Raw genomic sequence first — 15,122 nt, forward strand, 5'->3', positions numbered from 1 at the left:
ACAACGCAGTCAGGTGCCCCAATGGCTGAACGCGGAGCCAAACCCAACGTCCCGACATTGCGACGCGGGGCTCTGAAGGCGATCAGCCATCTCTTCAGCCCGTTGGAGCCCGACGACTACCTCGAGATGATCAACCCGCTGTGGACCACCAAAGAACTGCGCGGGCGTATCGAAGAGGTCCGACCCGAGGGCGCCGACGCTGCCACCGTCTGGATCAGACCGGGATACCAGTGGCCGGGCCACAAGCCGGGGCAGTATGTCCGGCTGGGCCTGGTGATCGACGGTGTCTTCCACTGGCGGGCGTATTCGCTGACCTCTGACCCTGAGCCGCGTGACGGTCTCATCGCCGTCACGCCCAAACTGGTCGAGAACGGCGTGGTGTCGCCCTATCTCGTTCGCAAGATCCGACCGGGCGAGATCGTCCGGCTCGGCGAGATCGAAGGCGTCTTCACGTTGCCTGATCCGCATCCGGAGAAAATGCTGTTCATCAGCGCCGGCAGTGGCATCACGCCGATCATGAGCATGTTGCGGAGTCTGGATCACAACGACGCGATGAACGACGTGGTGGTGATCCACTCTGCTCATACCGAAGACCAGGTCATGTTCCATCGGGATCTCAAGGAGATGGACAGTCGGCAGCAGGGATTGCAGCTGACCGTTCGCCTGACCGGCGACGACGGGCGGATCAAACCCGAGGATCTCGACGAGCTGTGTCCGGACTGGCGTGAGCGGGAGGCCCTGTGCTCGGGGCCCGAGCAACTACTGGACTCACTGGTCGAACACTGGGAGAAGAACGACCTCTCCGACCACATCCACTTCGAACGGTTCCAGCCGGTCATCGGTGGCAACGCCGGCGATGGTGAGGGCGGCGGGGTCCGGTTCGTGAAGAGCAAGGCCGACGCCAAATGTGAACCCGGACAGACCATCCTCGCCGCCGGCGAAGATGCCGGACTCGAACTCAAGTACGGCTGCCGGATCGGTATCTGCCACACCTGTGTCGGAACCCTGAAATCGGGGCAACTCAGAGACCTGCGCACCGGTGAAGTCAGCGAGCCGGCCGGAGCCTCGGTGCGGATCTGTGTGAACAGCGCCGAAGGCGATGTCGAAATCGACCTGTAGATCGAAGGAGAATCAATGACGATCCACGAAGCGAAGCGAGAAACCCGAACAACCAGCAAGCCGGACCCGCGAAGTCCGCTCGCCCATCTGTCCGAAGAGACGATCGAGGCGCTGGGCAAGGAATTCGATGCCATCCACGACGAGGTCTACGGCGACCTCGGCGATGCCGATCGCCGTTACATCAAGACGGTGATCGCCACCCAGCGCAACCTCGCGGTCGCGGGCCGGGTCCTGCTCCTCGGGTCACGATCGAAGGTGGCGTGGATTGCCGGCACCTCCTGCCTGGGCATGGCCAAGATTCTCGAGAACATGGAGATCGGCCACAACGTCATGCACGGACAGTGGGACTGGATGAACGATCCGGACATCCACTCGTCGGTGTGGGACTGGGACACCGCGTCCACCGCCGAGGCGTGGAAGCACTCGCACAACTACATCCACCACACGTTCACCAACATCCGCGGCAAGGACAAGGACCTCGGCTACGAGATCATGCGGATCGACCCGCATCAGCCGTGGAACCCCGTCTACCTCGCGCAGCCGTTCTACAACTTCCTGCTCACCGCATTCTTCGAATGGGGTGTCGCGCTGCACGACCTCGACCTCGACGCCATCCGCAAGGGTGAGAAGCCGATGTCCGACCTGTGGCACGACCTCAAGGGAATCGGCGTCAAGGTGCGCCGGCAGGTGATCAAGGACTACATCGGCTGGCCGGTGATCAGCGCGGGCGCGTTCGCGCTGACCCAGCTGGCGTCGGGCGGCAACATCAAGCAGCCCAAGACGTCCCGGCTGGCGAGTCGGTTGCGTCGCGCGCCCCGGGCGGGCAAGCGATCGAAGTCGGTCGCTGCCGTCATGGATCGCACACTGCCGGGTGTGGAGCAGACGTTCTTGGCCACGTTCGCTGCAGACTTCACCGCCAACATCATCCGGAACGTGTGGGCACACGCGATCATCTTCTGCGGCCACTTCCCCGACCAGACGTACACGTTCAGCAAGGCGGAGACAGAAAACGAGACGCGCGGTGGCTGGTACCTGCGGCAGCTGCTCGGATCGGCGAACATCGAAGGCAGTCCGCTGTTCCACGTCATCGCCGGAAACCTGGGTTACCAGGTCGAGCACCATCTCTACCCGGATATGCCGAGCACCCGGTACTCGCAGGTCGCCCCGAAGGTGAAGGACATCTGCGAACGGTACGAGTTGCCTTACAACTCAGGTCCTTTCGGGCAGCAGTGGGGTCAGGTGCATCGCACCATCTTCCGCCTCGCCCTACCGGGTGGGCGTCCGCGTCCGAAGCCTGACCCGTACCACCGGGCGCCACACAGCGCGGCCGATCCGGAGCGGATCAGCGAGGCGGCCCGCTTCCGGTCGCGGGTGCCTGCGAGTCATCCTGATGCCGGGCCTGAACACGAGTCCGGCGGCGTCAACGTGGAGCCACCTCCCCGCGACTGATCAACCGACAGACCCACCCGTTGCAGGCAAACCCAGGTGTTGCGACACCTGGGTTTGCCTGCAACGCATGGTTTTACGGGGCAGAGGCAATCCGCCAGCGCTAGTGGAGTCGAGCCGCTGCCGCGGTCGCTGATTCGGGGGAGTGTAGATACGGTCCCTGCGCGTGCTGGCACCCAGCTGCGGCGACCGCCTCGAGCTGTGTTGCTGTCTCGACACCGGTGGCGACCACGGTCATGTCCGCAGCGCGGGCGATCGCCACGATGCTCTGGACCACCGTGTCCGCGAAGTGCGAAGTCGTGAGATCGCGGATGAACGCCGGGGCGATCTTGATGGCGTCGACCTGCTGTAGCTGGGCCAGCGAGCAATGGCCCGCCCCGAAATTGTCGATCGCGACCTCGACCCCGAGCTCACGGAGTCGTCGCAGTTGCTCGAGCGGCCGGATGCCCTCGGAGTATTCGTCTGCGGCGAACGTGTTTTCGGTGACATTGATCTGCAGATCGTCTGGGAGGATGCCGGATTCTGCGAGGGCCGTTGCCACCCGGTGTGCCAGCCGGTCGTCGCAGAACTGTCGGGGCGAGAGGGTGAGGGCGAGCGTGAGTTCGCTGGTGCGGTAATCGAAGGCATCGTTCAGATCGCTCAGTGCGGTGGTGAGGTTCAGGCTGCCGAGGGCATCGCCGAGACCGATGTGATCGGCCAGCGGATTGAACGTGCTCGGTTCGATCTCCTCGTGGACGGGGTGATGCCAGCAGAGCTTGGCCTCTGTGCCCACCACCCGGCCGGTCGTGGTGTCGTAGATCAGCTCGTATCGATTGCTGAGCTGCCCGTTGCCCGGGGCAGCGATTGCCGACCTCAGATCCTGCTCGAGTTGCTGCCGGAACTGGAACTCGCGCCGGAGACGCACGTCGAAGACCGCGGTACGCGCCCGACCGGACTGCTTTGCGTAGTACAGCGCGATGTCGGCGTCGCGCAGGAGGTCACCGCCTGTGCGGTTCTCGCCGTCGGTCGTGGACACCGATCCGACGCTCGCGGTCATCCGGACGCTGGAGATGCCGGTGTCGATCGGGGAGGCGGTGATCGCAGCGAGCAACTGTTCGGCCTGTGCGCGCGCCGAGACCGGACTGGCCGCACCCGGGCTGACGATGCTGAACTCGTCGCCCCCGATACGACCCACGGAGGATCCCGGCCCGGCGGCCGCTGCGAGCCGGCCGGCCACGACGCGGAGCACCTGGTCCCCATAACTGTGACCGAGGGAATCGTTGATGATCTTGAAGCGGTCGAGGTCGAGAAAGTGCACATTGATCGAGCTGCGCGGTTCGTCGATCGACGCCAGCTGGGTATCGAGCTGTTGCAGTAGACCGTCGTGGTTGAGCAACCCGGTGAGGCTGTCATGACTGGCGCGGTGACGCTGTTGTTCGGCATCGACGACCTGCTGGGTGATGTCGGTGTACGAGGCGATTGCCCGTGGTTCGTCGAGATCGACGTCGAATGCCTTGCAGGTCACCGATAACCATCGATGTTCGCCGTCGGTACGGGTGGCCAGCTTGCCGGTGAACCCGTCTCCGGTCTGTCGCATGTGCTCGACCAGTGTCCGGATGTCGTCGTTGGGGAACACGACGGGAAGGCTGCTGAGGTGGGCCCCGGGCACCGTGGACGGATCCAGCCCCAGGAGGGTGGCCGAGGCGGGATTGGCCATCTCGATGTACCCGCCGGGGTTCAGGACGAGAACCGCCTCTGTCAGCTCGGACACCACCGTTCCGAACAACTCGATCGCGCGGCGCGCGGCCGTCAGGTCGGCACACAGCAGCACGTACCCGGCGCCCATCGCGGTGACCGATACCCGGATGTTCCGGATGGCGCCGTCTCGATGTCGGTGCACGCTCTCGATCGCTCCACCCAGGGCAAGGGCCTCGCGTGGGCTGAAGGCGGCTCCGATCACGTCGGTGAGGTCGCGGCCGAGTGCGTGGGATGCCGACGTGCCGTACACCTTCTCGGCCGCTGGATTCCACGCCTGGATCACGCCGTCCGCGGAGATGGCGATCACGGCGTCGCTCACGTGGTCGACCAGGGCGGCTTGGTACTTCAGGGCGTCTTCCGCGGCCTTCTTGGTCGAGATGTCGCGCATGATCACCTGGAACGCCGGACGGCCCTGCCATTCGGTCCGGACAGAGACTATCTCCGCGAGTTTTGTGGTGCCATCGGTCAACAGCATGAGGGCTTCGGCGGGCTCGGTTGCGTTGTCTTCCTCACCCAGGCTCGCGAGCCTCTCGAGCATTCCCGGAATCGAATCGGGGTGCACGAACTCGGTGATCCAATGCCCGACCATCTGGTCGATGGATTGTGCCCGCGCCAGCCGAAGACCGGCGGGATTCACGTAGACGACCACGCCACCTTCGTGGACGCAGATCGCGTCGGGACTGAGTTCGACGAGCAGTCGGTACCGCTTGGCGAGTGCCTCTGCGGAGTCCGGTTCGACGGGGACGACAAGTGGTTCTGCACCGTCGGTGGGCGGCGGCGACGTGTCGTGATCGTCGGTCACCTGCACCTCCCTACCGGTTTTCGAACGCGGCGTCCCGCCCTCACTTCGTTCCGGCGGCGCCACAATTCAAACATATTTAACGAATGAAATTAACCATAGCCGTTCGCGCAAATCATGCAGGTCAGGGACCGTATAGGAGCACGCATTTGTGCGCACTTCATTTCACGGAAAGAGACCAGAATGAATTCTATTGCTAATGCCAGGATCGCGGGGCTGGGTGCTGTCACCGGGTACGGCTGGGGACGGCAGGCGCTGTGGGCAGGCCTGGCCTCAGGGAAACCCGCTGCCGAACTGACAGCGGGGTTCGGCGGCAGCCCGAGCGAGTCGGGTTGGGTGTCGCGGATCCCTTCTGGCGGCAACCTCGACGACGGATCGACGCGGTTTGCGCGGGCCATGCGGTGGGCCGCACGAGAGGCCATCGACGATGCATTGGAGCGCGGCTGGACTCCGGGCAAGCGGGTCGGCCTCGTCCATGCCACGGTCTTGGGTGACCTGGAGTTGAGCCGTGCATTCACGCCCGGCCACGGCGCGGGCCTGTCGGTCCGCCAGTACCTGGGCATGGCCCCGTCGACTCCGGCGTCACTGTTGATGCGGGACTACGGATTCCACGGTCCCGCGGTCACTGTGTCCGCGATGTGCACGTCCGGCACCGTCGCGTTGCTGACCGCGAAGATGTGGCTGGACACCGACACCGTCGATGACGTCATCGTGGTGGCGACGGATCTGTCTGCCACTCCCGAGGTCGTGTCGCAGTTCGTGCGACTCGGGGTGGCCATCACCGATGCCGAGCCACTCGACGCGTGCCGGCCGTTCCAGTCCGGTAGTCGTGGGTTCGTCTTCGGGGAGGGCGCAGTCGGTTTCGTCCTGACCGGGCAGGACACCGACGGCTATCTCGATCTGCTGGGTGGAGCCATGACGCACGACGGCTTCCATGTCACTTCGGTCGACCCGTCGCTCGAGCAGGTCACGAGGTGCTTCACCGATGCTCTGGCCGATGCCGGCGTCGAAGCCGCCGAGGTGGCGTACCTCAACGCACACGGTCCGGGTACCGCGCAATGCGATGCCGCAGAAGCCGCCGCGGCGACTGCGCTGCTGCCGAGTGATATCGGTATCTACTCGGTCAAACCGCTGGCCGGGCATTGCCAAGGGGCAGCGGCAGCCGTCGAGATCGCGGCTGCTGCCATGGGCTACGCCGGCGGCGTGGTGCCGGGCACACCGTCGGTAGCCGAAGCGGATCCTCGTCTCGTCGACGGGCTCGTTGCGATGGTGCCGGGTATCACCGTGAAGTCATCGCTGGGAATGGGAGGTCACAACTCTGTGGCAGTGCTCGGCGCAATTCGCTGAACCGCGAGTGGCGTTCTGTCGGTGACACGGGGCCGGCGAGGCCCCGTGTCACCGCGAAGCCGTGACCCGTCGGTACCGCCTCAGGTCGGGTCCGCCCGGTCAGCGGTCTGGTGATCGCCGCCGATATCGGTCCCGGACTCGACGGGATTCAACGAGCGCCTGACCGCATCGCGGGTCGACAGCCGTTGCTCGCTGCGGGGGTCCGGATCACAGACCATGTCGTGGCGCAGGCTGTCGACGAGTTCGACGACGGTGTTGGTGGGTATCCCGGTGATGGGACCGGCAACACGGCCGATGAGCCCGGTGGGAACACCGGGCACCGACAGCCGGGGCCGCCGCAGTCCGAGTTCGTCGGCGATCAAGGCGATGAGTTCGGGGTAGGCGAGGCGGTCGGGGCCGCCGAGGTCATGGTGACCATTGCTCGGGTCGGCAGCGCCGACCTCGACCAGCGCCGCCACGACGTCTTCGGTGGCAATCGGCTGCACCTGGGTGTTCATCCACTTCGGGATCGGCAGGACGGGAAGTCGCTCGACGAGCCGCCGGACGAGTTCGAACGACGTCGATCCGGCGCCGATGATCATCGCAGCGCGTTGCACGTTCGCAGGGGTGTCGGCGTCGAGGAAGATCTGCTCGACCTGCTGTCGTGAGGCAAGGTGGTCAGAGAGTTCGACGCCTGGCGGGATGAGCCCGGACAGGTAGACGATCTGGCCCACCTCGGCCTTGTCGCAGGCATCCGCGAACGCGTGCGCGCCGGCGGCATCTCTCTCCTCGAATCCTTTGTCGTCCATGGAGTGGACCAGAAAGTACGCCACGTCGGTGTCGGCTATCGCGGCGGAAATGGCGTCCGGGTCTTGCAGATCGAAACGCCGGACCTGCACCGCGTCTGCCCACCCGAACTCGGACGCGCGGTCCGGATCACGCATTCCGGCGATGACGTCGTGACCCGACTCCAGTAACGCCGGAATGAGACGAGAACCGATGTATCCGGTGGAGCCGGTGACAAAAGCACGCATGGTGGGATCTTCCTGCTGTGCGCCCGACGACTACGGGCTGCGCGATCAGTGCCCGGGTAGGAACTGAAGTGAATGCCTCGCAGGCAGATCGGCCACGGGCTCGCACCTCACAGGCCCAGCCCCGAGCACTCGGCATTCTTTTCGGCGATACCCACTGGGGCCGTCTCGAAAACGCACGTATGGGATTCGTTCAATCGGGGTATCACCTACGCGTTTTCGATAGGGAAGGGATTGTTGGTGCAAGATCAGTGGGGTCAGGACGGGGACCCAGCACAGCGTGCCGTCGCAGCGGACGCATGTCTACCCGTCACGAAGAGTTTGACGGCGCTGTGCGTCGATGATGTCGGTGTCGACGGTGCAGCCGTGGCGATCATGACCGACGCCGCGCGGTCGCGGGATCTGCTGTGCGCGACCGATTCTGTCGCGGCACGAATCGATGAACTGCAGTTCACCATCGGTGAAGGGCCCTGTATGGACGCTTTCGTCGGTGGCGAGTCGATCACCACGTCCGACGTCGGGGAGCAGACCGCCGCGGCGAGGTGGCCGGCGTTCAGTTCAGAGCTCCTCGACGAGGTCGGTGTCCGAGGGATTTTCGCCTACCCGATTTTCGCCGGGGGTGCCCAGCTGGGTGTGCTCGAGCTGTATCGACGGCAGAACACCGCACTCACGTCGTCGCAGAACACTGCCGCGCACGTGCTCACCATCCGCCTCGGTGCGGTGGTGCTGAGCGAACTCGAGACCTACCGGTGGTCGCTCGACCCGACGCAGTACCCGCGGTGGGAGGGGAGTTACCGATTCGCGCGCGCCGACGTGCACGCTGCCGTGGGCATGCTGTCCGTTCGATGGAAGACGTCGCCGGCCGATGCGGGTCTGCGGCTGCGTGCCCGGGCGTACGCGGAGTCGCGGTCGATCTCGTCGATGGCGCGGGACATAGTGCACCGCCACGGCCAACTCGCGGACGAGGACGCGTCGTGACCGAGATGCTCAGGTCATCGCGGCGATGGCCTGCTCGAGGGTCGGGTAGAGAGTGAGCGTCTGATCGAGTCCGACGAGTTGTATCGGTCGCGATGTCGACGGGCCGTCGGCGACGACGCCGAACAAGCCGCCCGGTGCGATGGCCTCGTACGCGGTGACCAACGCACTCATACCGGCGGAGGCCAGGAACTCGGTGGTGGTGAGGTCGATGATCAGTCCGCGGGGCTCGCCGCCGAGCGCATCGGTGACCGCCTCCGACAGTTGCGGTGCGGTCAGTACATCGATGCTGCCCTGCACGGTGAGGATTGCCAGCTCCGCATGTTGGACCGTCACGATCGTCAATGCCGGGTTTCCGCCGGCAGAACTCTGACCATCGGTGAAAATCGCATCGGCATCTTCGGAGTGCACGGCGGTGTGTCCCTTTCGACAGGTTGTCTCATCAACGCCCGGAGTGCAGTTGCCCAACGAGCGCTGCGGCGACGTCTTCACCGACGAGTGTCATTGTTTCATGGCCGCGACAGCCATGGTCTCAGCGGGACGCGGAGGTCCACGGGGTAGCGGTTCGTCGAGGTGAACGGCTGTGCGCATTCTTGTAGAATCCACGGTTGACCAGTCAGAAAGTGAGAGGAAGCGACGTGGGTACCCGCGGCGACGGCGACGTATACGTGAAGATGGCTGAACTGGTTCGGGACATGAGCGCGAAAGTGCCCGAAGATCCGACCGACGTGCTGCAGGAGCTCCTCGAGAGCGCGGTCCTGCACATACCGGGATGCGCTTACGCGAGTATCACGACGATGGTGGGACGTAACGAGGCCGCCACTGCCGTGACAACGCACGCCTACGCCGAAATGCTCGATTTGCTACAGGTCACACATGGTGAGGGCCCATTCCTGGAGGCTGCTTCCGAAACCGAGTTCGTTCACATCCCTGACCTGCGGTCCGAAGTCCGCTGGCCGCGGTTCGCGGCAGCGGCGTGTGATCGGACTCCGGTCCGGTCTGTGGCGATCTTCCAGTTGTATATCGCGCGCGGCGGCCTCGGCACCCTGAACCTCTACGCCGATGAGCCTCACGCATTCGACGACGAGGCCCGCGATCTCGGGTACGTGTATGCATCGCACGCCGCCGTTGTCTGGGGTACCGCACGACGCGGCGACCAGTTTCGCAGCGCGCTCGCCAGCCGGGACATCATCGGGCAGGCCAAGGGGATGCTGATGGAGCGGTTCGGCATCGACGCCGTGCAGGCGTTCGACCTGCTGCGGCGGCTATCTCAGGACACCAACGTGCGTCTTGCCGACATCGCCGCCGAGCTGGTGCACAAGGACCACCCGGCCGAGGATTGATCCACGCTGACGCTCAGGTCGTACGGATGGCGGACAGGTCGCGCTGGATGCTCCGAGCGGCTCGTTCGGGTGTTGGCGGAACGGCTGCTGTGGCCCGTCGCGCCCCGACATGGGCCGCGCCGGCGCCGACGGCGACCAGCGCCAGTCCCACGGCCAGCGCAGCTGACCACGCCGGTACCACCGTGGCCAGTGCGAGAACGCAGACAGCGACAGCTGTCGCGCCGCCGAACACCAGAATGCCCAGCCCCACTGTCGAGATGCCGAGACCCACCCCGAGTCTCGTTCCTTTGCCTTTGATCTCTGCCAGGGCGTCCGCGATCTCGGTGCGCACCAGAGTCCGCAGCTGCACCTGAAGTCGGTCGATCAGCTGGACTGTGCTGAGATCGGCTGCTGCCGAACGAGTTTCGAAATTTGATGACTGTTGACGATGTGACGGCCCATTCGTCGACGTGGCTGGAACAGCGGGTTTGGTGGGGTTGCTCTCCGAACCCTGCCCGGGGGGCGTGGTGTCGTCGTCGTCACCGTGGGTGCGTCGCAATTGTCGTGCGCGCTCGACGAACTCGGCGTCTTTTTCTGCGTTCTTGTCCGACACCTTGGTGTCGCGGGGAGGGAGCTGCAACGACTTCTCCGCGTGCATACCCGCCTGCAGTTGGCGTCCCCGCTCGAGTTCGGCATCGACCTCGGCGCCGAACAGCAGCGCCAGGTTGGTGATCCACAGCCACAGGAGGAACACGATCACGCCGGCGAGCGCGCCGTAGGTCTTGTTGTAGCTGCTGAAGTTCGACACATACAGGGCGAACAGGACCGAGGCGACTATCCAGGTCACGATGGCCACACCGGCTCCGACGCTGATCCACCGGAACTTCGGCTGCTGCACATTGGGCGTGGCCCAGTAGAGGATCGCGACGATCAGTACCACGAAGATCACTACGATCGGCCACCGTGCGATGTTCCAGACCAGCAGAGCGGAGTCCCCGAGCCCGATGGTGTCGCCGATGGCCCGTGCGACGGGTCCGCTGACAGCGAGCATCAACGCCACAGACGCTGCCATGACGAGCGCGATCACCGTGACCACGAGCATCACCGGCCGCAGTTTCCAGACCGGGCGACCTTCCTCCACCTCGTACATGCGGTTCATGGCCCGTCCAAAGGCGCCGACGTAGCCCGACGCCGACCAGATCGCACCGACCAGACCGATGATGAGGGTCAGGCCTGCCGAGGGGGCATCGACGAGTTGTTCGACCGGACCGCGCAACGTGTCGACAGCGGAGGACGGACCGAGATCGTCGACCATCTGCAACACCGAGTCGACCGTCTTCTGCCCTTGGCCGAAGATGCCGAGCAGCGACACCATCGCAAGCAATGCAGGGAACAGCGAAAGGACGGCGTAGTAGGTGAGCGCCGCGGCGAGATCAGTGCACTGGTCTTTGGAGAACTCACGAACGACCTTGCGCAGCACGAAGAGGAACGACGGTTTGGTCAGGTCCATCGGTGAGTCGGGCTTGCGCGGATCGTTCGGATCTGGGGTGTCCACTCCGGTTTTCCCCGCCTGAGATTCGGTCATGCCGGCGAGTACCCCCCGGGCTCCGGCCAGAAACCACCGAACCCTCACTCGTTTTCAGCGAGGTCGATGGTAGTGGGTGATCAGTCGATCTCGAAGTCGACCAATCGAGCCTCGGCTGCTGCGAAATCATCGATGGCAGCCAGGACGAAGGTGGTGAGAACATCTTCGACGGGAGCCGCTGGATCGCTGAGTTTGCTGTCGAGTACCTCGACCGGTGAGACGGGTCGTGGTTCCTCCCTGATACGTGGGTGCCGCCGCCACAGCGACACCTTGAACGCTGGAAATCGCGGCCCTCTGCGAGCCTCCCGCTTCATGGTGGGCAATCCTGTCATGCGTCGGAGACCGTTCTTATCCGATCCGCCGCATCGCGTATGGCGAACTCGAGCCCGAAGTTGTTCAGGGTGATCGGTAGCGGTTCTGCCGGCGACAGGGTGGGAGAGGAGACGAGGTCGCAGTCGGTGAGGGTGAGCAACACCGCCAAGGTGGTGCTGGTCAGGTGAAGGACCAGATTCTGCCCAGGGCATACAGCCGGCCCCGCGCTGAACGGGATCAGCGCGGGCTCCTCTTGCGCCCGCCCGTCGAGCCAGATCTCCGGGGCGAAGCGATCGGCGAAGTCGAATGTGTCTCCGTCTCGGTGAAACGCGGGTGCCAGGATCAGGAACGCAGCGCCGGCGGGAATCTCATAGGTGCCGTGTTCGCCGGACCAGGTGGTCGGTGCCGTGGAGTCGCGTAACACGGCCGGAGTGGTGGGCCACAACCTCACCGATTCGAGCACGCACGCCCGCAGGTATGAATACTGCTGTGGCTCGGCGACGTTCACGGCATCGATCTCTTCCTGCGCCTTGCCTTGCTGGTCCGGATGGGTGGCCAGCAGGGCCATGGCCCTGGAGGCGGCGATGCCGGCAGCATCGAAGGCGAAGAGCCAGTGAGGTATCTGGCCGACCGGATCCACGGCGCCCCCGGCCGGCGTCGCGGCCAGGGCGCTGATCAAAGTGTTTGCGGGTGCACTGTCGACGTAGGCGTAGAGCTTGTCGTAGAAACGGTCCCGTACTTTGCGTCTCTTGGGGTGAAAGTACGTCCAGTTGCCGTTCGACCGAAGAGTCCACAACGCGTCGGTGATGCTGTCGTCGTCTCGTGCGGCGTCGCCGAGGGTGACGCGCCGGGCGATACGCCACCACATCACCGTGAAGTCGGCAGCCGACAACGTGCCCTTGGGCCGGGCCTGTTGCAGCGCCTTGGTGACCTCGTCGGTGATGACATCGACGAACGGGGACGCGAGATGGTGCAGGGGTCGGTCGGTATCGAGTGCGTTCTCGTTGACCCGCCGTCGCGCGTTTCGGACCGGTCCTTTGGAGATCAGTACTCCGTGCGGCTGGAAAGGGGAAAGGGCACCGATCTTCTCGCGGTTCGCGGGAGTGAACGGGTCGGGCGATTGGTCGAGCACCCGAGCCACATCGTTCGCATCGAGGACCACGACCAAGGTGCGACCGGGCAGTACCAGACGCAGAGGTCCGTTGCCGTACTTCTGCCGCAGTTCACGGACGGTGTCGACGGGGGCCTGATCGGCGCCCAGCCGCTCGAGCAAGCCCATCATCGCTCGCCTGCGGGCTATGACACCGGCAGCCACAGAAGGGAAGCCGAGTACGGTGGCGACCCGGATGGCAGCCAGGCCGGTCAGCTGCGGGGCAGAGGCCGTGACGCTGGTGTGGTGGCTCGTCATGGAACAGAACTACCCTGACCGGCTGTCCCGGAAACAACTGCGCTCATGGCGATCAGGTGTCGGCGGTGCGCATCTCACCGGTTCGACGCCGCGGATCCGGTGGCAGTGCTGCTCGGTAGCGCTGGTACCCGGGTCGCAGGTGCACTCTCCCGTCGACGATCAGCTCGACGTCTGCCCACAGCACCAAGAAAGTTCCCCGGTGGTGCCACCTCATGAAGCGGTCGACGATCCATGGCGCCCTCGTCGTCTCGCGTTCGTAGCCGAGGAACGAGGTACTGCTGTGCGGGCCGACTATCAATCCGTAGATATGGGTGGGGAGACATCCACCCGTCTCACCGACCGTGGCACTCAAGCGGGCGTCGATGATGTGACCTACGAACGTCGTATCCGCGTCATACGCGGAACACCGCAGCAGATCACCGAGGATCATGAGAGCCTCCTGGGATCCGCCGAATGAGTTGATCGCGCACCCATCGTTCGGCCCAGGTGCGGTCCAGTTCATCGTGATGGCGGGTCAGCCGTACGGCGATCGCGAAATCACCGACGTCGCTCATGTCGATTCGGGTGAGCCGGCTCGTCGGCGGTTGCCCACCGAAGATGCGAGACGGCAACGTATTCCCGGTCAGCAGTGCGACGACGCGAGGCGACCGGGACGTCGGGACGTCATTCTCGTCCAGCGCGTCGTCGAGTTCCAGGTCGTCGACAACGCCCACCGGCCGACCGTCGACGTCCACGATCTGACGGTCGAGGGCGTGCAAACGCGCGTCGAGCAGGCAGTCCGCCTCCGGGTAGGGTGCGTCGGGAAGCGATGTCCGTGGTGGTCGGTGCAATCTCATTGGCCTGCTCCCGTGATGACCATCAGTGGAATGGCAGACAACGAGGCCGCCAAAATGATGACCAGATAGATCTGGGCCACGGCGTTCACCTTTCTCGTGTTCACCCGTTCTCCCATGTACTCGGGATCGTTCGACACGATCAGGATGGGGAGATAGGTCAGCGGCAGAGCGATGGCCGAGAACACCACCGAGTACTCGGTCACCAGTATGGGATCGACTCCTGTCGCCAAGATCATGGCGCCGACGAACAACGAGATGATCATGACGAGATGGAAACGGGCGGCGGCGGCGGGTCGGCGGAACTTGCCCCACGACCAGCCGAAGAACTGTGCGAGTGTGTATCCGCTCGACAGGGTGGTCTCCAGCGCCGCACCGAACGTCGCTGCCACCAATCCGACGATGAGGAATGCCACCGCCAGTTTTCCGCCCGCCTCGGCCACCGGCAAAGCCACTTGGGACAGACTTTCGACCTGGATCTGCTGCGGCAACAGGGTGATGGTGGCCAGGGCCGCAATCGCGATGGACAGGATCCCGCCGAGCGGAAAACCGACGAGCACATTCATCCGCGAGCGCGCCAGATCTTTGACCGTCCACCCTTCTTCGACTGCTCCCGACGAGAAGAAGAACACCTCGTAGGGAGTCATGGCGGCGCCGAAGATCGCAATGGCGTAATACCAGTAGACCGGCAGTGATTCGGTGTCCGGGATTGCCGGCAGGACCGCTGCGTGGGCCAGTGCACCCCAGTCCGGTTTCAGTAGGAAGACCGCCACCGCGAAAACGATCAGCGAAAGGCCGACGATTCCGGCCACGTTCTCCATGATGGAGAACCGGACCCGCCAGATGACCAGCCACACTGCGAAAGCCGCCACCGGTACCCACATCAGGGGGCCGATACCGCTGGCCAGTTGGAGTGCGAGCGCAATTCCGCCGATCTCTGCGGTGAGGGTCATCAGATTGATGAAGAACGACGCGCCCAGGTTGACCACCGCCCACCGGGCTCCGAGTCGTTCGCGGATGATCTCGAACGTCGCCCGGCCGCTGACCGCGGCAACGCGGCCCGCCATGTTGGCGAACAGACAAATTCCCAGGACGCCGACCGGTATCACCCAGACCAGCGCCATCCCGAACCGGGACCCCACAACAGCATTGGTGACGATGTCCCCGATGTCGAGGAATCCGCCGATCGCCGTGAGGACGCCCAGCGCAACCCCGACAAGGCGTTTCAT

14 protein-coding genes are annotated in these 15,122 nt (G+C 64.6%); 5 read left to right on the plus strand and 9 right to left on the minus strand.

Annotated features, from left to right (window positions below):
- Nucleotides 1–21 precede the first annotated feature (21 nt).
- Nucleotides 22–1,119, plus strand: a complete 1,098-nt coding sequence (locus DFR67_RS11550; protein WP_110469679.1) for a ferredoxin reductase — start codon at nt 22–24, stop codon at nt 1,117–1,119.
- Between the two features lie 15 nt (nt 1,120–1,134).
- A complete protein-coding gene (locus DFR67_RS11555) occupies nt 1,135–2,568 on the plus strand; it encodes a fatty acid desaturase family protein (protein WP_110469680.1) in 1,434 nt (477 codons plus the stop codon).
- A 100-nt stretch (nt 2,569–2,668) separates the two neighbouring features.
- On the opposite strand, the gene DFR67_RS11560 is transcribed toward DFR67_RS11555, so the two are convergent.
- The gene (locus DFR67_RS11560) at nt 2,669–5,104 is read right to left on the minus strand and encodes a sensor domain-containing protein (RefSeq protein WP_146240426.1); all 2,436 of its coding nucleotides are present in this window, start codon (nt 5,102–5,104) and stop codon (nt 2,669–2,671) included.
- Nucleotides 5,105–5,284: 180 nt separating this feature from the next.
- Here DFR67_RS11560 and DFR67_RS11565 point away from each other — a divergent pair, with 180 nt between their 5' ends.
- Nucleotides 5,285–6,448, plus strand: a complete 1,164-nt coding sequence (locus tag DFR67_RS11565; protein WP_110469682.1) for a beta-ketoacyl synthase N-terminal-like domain-containing protein — start codon at nt 5,285–5,287, stop codon at nt 6,446–6,448.
- An 80-nt stretch (nt 6,449–6,528) separates the two neighbouring features.
- Here DFR67_RS11565 and DFR67_RS11570 read toward each other — a convergent pair whose 3' ends face one another.
- Nucleotides 6,529–7,461: an NAD(P)H-binding protein gene (locus DFR67_RS11570; RefSeq protein ID WP_110469683.1), complete on the minus strand. Its 933-nt coding sequence runs from the start codon at nt 7,459–7,461 to the stop codon at nt 6,529–6,531.
- Between the two features lie 237 nt (nt 7,462–7,698).
- Between DFR67_RS11570 and DFR67_RS11575 the strand changes: the two genes are divergently transcribed.
- Nucleotides 7,699–8,436: a GAF and ANTAR domain-containing protein gene (locus DFR67_RS11575; RefSeq protein WP_110469684.1), complete on the plus strand. Its 738-nt coding sequence runs from the start codon at nt 7,699–7,701 to the stop codon at nt 8,434–8,436.
- 9 nt (nt 8,437–8,445) lie between these two features.
- On the opposite strand, the gene DFR67_RS11580 is transcribed toward DFR67_RS11575, so the two are convergent.
- Nucleotides 8,446–8,844 (minus strand): STAS domain-containing protein, encoded by a 399-nt coding sequence (locus DFR67_RS11580; RefSeq protein WP_110469685.1) that lies wholly within the window; start codon nt 8,842–8,844, stop codon nt 8,446–8,448.
- Between the two features lie 197 nt (nt 8,845–9,041).
- Here DFR67_RS11580 and DFR67_RS11585 point away from each other — a divergent pair, with 197 nt between their 5' ends.
- Entirely contained in the window at nt 9,042–9,776 is a 735-nt protein-coding gene (locus tag DFR67_RS11585) for a GAF and ANTAR domain-containing protein (protein WP_146240427.1), read from the plus strand.
- A 13-nt stretch (nt 9,777–9,789) separates the two neighbouring features.
- On the opposite strand, the gene DFR67_RS11590 is transcribed toward DFR67_RS11585, so the two are convergent.
- The 6 genes from DFR67_RS11590 to DFR67_RS11615 all read right to left on the minus strand — a co-directional run bounded on the left by DFR67_RS11590 (nt 9,790) and on the right by DFR67_RS11615 (nt 15,122).
- Entirely contained in the window at nt 9,790–11,340 is a 1,551-nt protein-coding gene (locus DFR67_RS11590; protein WP_110469863.1) for a YhjD/YihY/BrkB family envelope integrity protein, read from the minus strand.
- Nucleotides 11,341–11,420: 80 nt separating this feature from the next.
- The gene (locus DFR67_RS11595; RefSeq protein ID WP_146240428.1) at nt 11,421–11,654 is read right to left on the minus strand and encodes a hypothetical protein; all 234 of its coding nucleotides are present in this window, start codon (nt 11,652–11,654) and stop codon (nt 11,421–11,423) included.
- A 14-nt stretch (nt 11,655–11,668) separates the two neighbouring features.
- Entirely contained in the window at nt 11,669–13,060 is a 1,392-nt protein-coding gene (locus DFR67_RS11600; RefSeq protein ID WP_110469688.1) for a cytochrome P450, read from the minus strand.
- 52 nt (nt 13,061–13,112) lie between these two features.
- Nucleotides 13,113–13,490, minus strand: coding sequence for a PRC-barrel domain containing protein (locus tag DFR67_RS11605; protein ID WP_110469689.1), 378 nt, complete (start codon nt 13,488–13,490; stop codon nt 13,113–13,115).
- Complete coding sequence (locus DFR67_RS11610; RefSeq protein WP_245937891.1) at nt 13,477–13,896, minus strand: hypothetical protein; 420 nt, start codon at nt 13,894–13,896, stop codon at nt 13,477–13,479. The genes DFR67_RS11605 and DFR67_RS11610 overlap by 14 nt, the downstream gene beginning before the upstream one ends.
- Nucleotides 13,893–15,122: an Nramp family divalent metal transporter gene (locus DFR67_RS11615; protein WP_110469690.1), complete on the minus strand. Its 1,230-nt coding sequence runs from the start codon at nt 15,120–15,122 to the stop codon at nt 13,893–13,895. Before DFR67_RS11615 ends, DFR67_RS11610 begins: the two co-directional genes overlap by 4 nt.

The organism is Williamsia limnetica, assembly GCF_003217475.1.
Taxonomy (GTDB): Bacteria; Actinomycetota; Actinomycetes; order Mycobacteriales; family Mycobacteriaceae; genus Williamsia; species Williamsia limnetica.

What these genes read in the sequence shown, in the direction of transcription:
- DFR67_RS11610 (WP_245937891.1), bottom strand. Translation starts at nt 13,896, where the DNA reads ATGAGATTGCACCGACCACCACGGACATCGCTTCCCGACGCACCCTAC.
- DFR67_RS11550 (WP_110469679.1), top strand. Translation starts at nt 22, where the DNA reads ATGGCTGAACGCGGAGCCAAACCCAACGTCCCGACATTGCGACGCGGG.
- DFR67_RS11555 (WP_110469680.1), top strand. Translation starts at nt 1,135, where the DNA reads ATGACGATCCACGAAGCGAAGCGAGAAACCCGAACAACCAGCAAGCCG.
- DFR67_RS11605 (WP_110469689.1), bottom strand. Translation starts at nt 13,490, where the DNA reads ATGATCCTCGGTGATCTGCTGCGGTGTTCCGCGTATGACGCGGATACG.
- DFR67_RS11590 (WP_110469863.1), bottom strand. Translation starts at nt 11,340, where the DNA reads ATGACCGAATCTCAGGCGGGGAAAACCGGAGTGGACACCCCAGATCCG.
- DFR67_RS11565 (WP_110469682.1), top strand. Translation starts at nt 5,285, where the DNA reads ATGAATTCTATTGCTAATGCCAGGATCGCGGGGCTGGGTGCTGTCACC.
- DFR67_RS11600 (WP_110469688.1), bottom strand. Translation starts at nt 13,060, where the DNA reads ATGACGAGCCACCACACCAGCGTCACGGCCTCTGCCCCGCAGCTGACC.
- DFR67_RS11615 (WP_110469690.1), bottom strand. Translation starts at nt 15,122, where the DNA reads ATGAAACGCCTTGTCGGGGTTGCGCTGGGCGTCCTCACGGCGATCGGC.
- DFR67_RS11570 (WP_110469683.1), bottom strand. Translation starts at nt 7,461, where the DNA reads ATGCGTGCTTTTGTCACCGGCTCCACCGGATACATCGGTTCTCGTCTC.
- DFR67_RS11595 (WP_146240428.1), bottom strand. Translation starts at nt 11,654, where the DNA reads ATGAAGCGGGAGGCTCGCAGAGGGCCGCGATTTCCAGCGTTCAAGGTG.